Annotated in this window: 2 protein-coding genes; one reads left to right on the top strand and one right to left on the bottom strand. The window is 44.2% G+C overall.

The annotated features are described in order from the left end of the window. Positions 1-195 precede the first annotated feature (195 nt). Positions 196-549 (top strand): DUF6404 family protein, encoded by a 354-nt coding sequence (locus F0228_RS25585; RefSeq protein ID WP_171763056.1) that lies wholly within the window; start codon positions 196-198, stop codon positions 547-549. 435 nt (positions 550-984) lie between these two features. Here the strand turns inward: F0228_RS25585 and F0228_RS25580 are convergent. Next, the coding region (locus F0228_RS25580; RefSeq protein WP_171763055.1) for an IS110-like element ISVisp2 family transposase at positions 985-1,974 on the bottom strand (990 nt) is incomplete at its 5' end.

Raw genomic sequence — 1,974 nt, 5'->3', positions numbered from 1 at the left:
GAATAAATGACTTATGCGTATCTAAGCCAATGAAAATTATGCTATCTTTACTCATGCTAGCCTCCAAATTTAGTTGTTTGACGCACTAATTATGGCTCTGGCTTAAAGCTAACCCACGATATTGGAGGCTAGCACCTTTCGTGGGGGTCATTATGTCTAGGTTTTTCCGCGGTCAAATGGAATTGAGGGGGTATCATGGATTATCAAACGAAGCTCCAATTTGCACATAAAGAGCTCAATGATAAAGGTGTTTGGAAGTCGAATTACAATCCACCAATAGCCAAGTTACTATGCAAAATTGGGCTAAACTTTCCGCCGCCTTATTATCAGACGTTCATGAATAATTGGATTATTTCAGCCATCACGTTCGCTCCGGTTTGGGGTGTTTTAAATTGGTCTGTGGTTTGGAGTCACGCAGATAAGCCTGTTCTCGAAGCTGTCTATATGTCTTTGATTGGTGGTGTTTTGTTTGGGCTAATCATGGCGACATTTTACTTTGTTAGACGAAAGCAGTTAAACCTGTCGGAGTGGGGTTCTTTGGGAGAATAGCCCCAAAACCTAACAAAGTATTTAAGAAGGATTCGCAACGCTTGGCGAATTTCGTTTAAATTCAGCTTTAGTGTTTAAGGTGGCTTGTCGAGGCAATGGTGTATGGCGTTGCTCACCACTTAACGCGGCGTTGATATGACCCCCATTGTCAATGTAGAACGTAGAAGTTTCTGCTCACACATTTCAGAGCCTTTGTTCATTTTGGGATAGTGTTACCGCATAGATGAAGCAAGTAATGTCGTCGGTTCTCATGCTGATATACGTGGATTGCTCACCGTTTGATGAGTAGAGCCTACCTTACTTGTTCCGTCGTAGCACCTGTCTTCAGTCTATGCTCGTGGTTCAATATAGCCGAAGCTATATTGCCGTCCTAACGCCGTCGGTGTTTGTGCCACTCCCGATGCTTAATCCAATGCGATAACACTAATTCTGTCTTCATGCCGGTAATCGAGCGATTCGTGTTTTAGGATCTACGTCGCTGATGACAACTTCACGCGCAATAGCCCAGATGTAAGCGATCATCTCTCTTGCGATGGCAACCACAACGACATTTCGGTGTTTACCTTTTTGCAGTAGCCGTTGGTAACGACGACATAACCTTTGTTGGGCTTGCCAAGCGATATCCACTATTTCTTTAGGCAGTCCTTCTTGCCTTAGTTGAAGTTCTACGGAGATGTTCGCTTTGTGCTTATAGGTATGTGCGCCTTCAACGAGCAACCGTCTAGCCCGACTGTTACCACATTTTGTCAGACTGCCACGGCGAGTTTTTCCTCCACTAGAGTTTTCTGTTGGAACAAGTCCAAGATAAGCCATAAGCTTTCTTGGATGGTCGAACCGCCGTAAGTCGCCTAGTTCAGCTATTGTTCCAAGTGCTACAAGTAACCTTACTCCACGCATAGCTTGAATGGCTTTTACCACTGGATAGTATCGCCAGTTTTTGACCTGATGAAGCAGTTCATTATCGAGTCGTTGAAGCCGTTGTATTCGTTCATTGATCGTAATGATCATCTCTTGTAATACGATTTGTTGACTATGATGAGGAAGAATGAGGTCAGTGAGCCACCGTAGATGCTTTTTAGACCAGTTATCATTCACCGTAGCTTGGATATTATTGCGAAGAAGGAAGCCTTTGAGTTGGAACTTTGCGTCTTTGAGATCTTTCATGGCCGTTTCTCTGGCACGTGATAAGTCTCGAATAGCTTCATCTTCAGCTTCTGGTACATAAATGGGTGTGAGCTCTTCGGCTTTTAAAAGTTTGGCGAGCTTTACGGCATCTCTTTTATCGGTTTTAACTCTATCACCTGGCTTCTTCGGTATGAGCGATGGAGCGACGACATAGCAGCAGTGTCCAAGGCTCGTAATCAGGCGATAAGTCCAGTAACCACATGGTCCTGCTTCATAGACAAAGTGCAGAGTGGCTTTTGG

The organism is Vibrio sp. 99K-1 (assembly GCF_013114585.1).
Taxonomy (GTDB): Bacteria; Pseudomonadota; Gammaproteobacteria; order Enterobacterales; family Vibrionaceae; genus Vibrio; species Vibrio chagasii_B.
This window is presented reverse-complemented; position numbering and strand designations above follow the sequence as displayed.